The organism is Spirulina sp. CCY15215 (assembly GCF_016888125.1).
Taxonomy (GTDB): domain Bacteria; phylum Cyanobacteriota; class Cyanobacteriia; order Cyanobacteriales; family Spirulinaceae; genus CCY15215.
The window spans coordinates 1-313 of the sequence record NZ_JACSWA010000402.1 but is presented as its reverse complement, the minus strand read 5'-3'; the positions used below and the strand labels follow the sequence as shown (position 1 = coordinate 313).

The following is a 313-nucleotide window of genomic DNA, read 5'->3' as shown; positions in this document are numbered from 1 at the left end:
TTTTTGAGCCAAGAAGAGTAGAGGATTCGCATTTTAGGCGATCGCAGATATAGTAGTTCTATCGTACAGAAATTATAGCGCGATCGCTAAGTTCAGAGATTATCAGGGTCTAATCCTTTCGCAAGCAGGCGATCGCGCAACTCTTGCAATGTCCTCTGTACCTGTTCTTTTTCTTGTCGTTCCTCCATTTTCTGTCGTTGTTCCTCCATTTTCTGTCGTCGTTCCTCAATCCGTTCCCGTTCGGACTCATCTGGACTTCTTAAATACTCCCCAGTTTGGGGATTGAAAAAACGCATCTGACCATTGGGAAGTA

Annotated in this window: 1 pseudogene; it reads right to left on the bottom strand. The window is 44.4% G+C overall.

The window, feature by feature from the left end:
- Positions 1–92: 92 nt before the first annotated feature.
- A pseudogene (locus tag JUI58_RS11430) lies at positions 93–313 on the bottom strand (Uma2 family endonuclease); the annotation flags it as partial.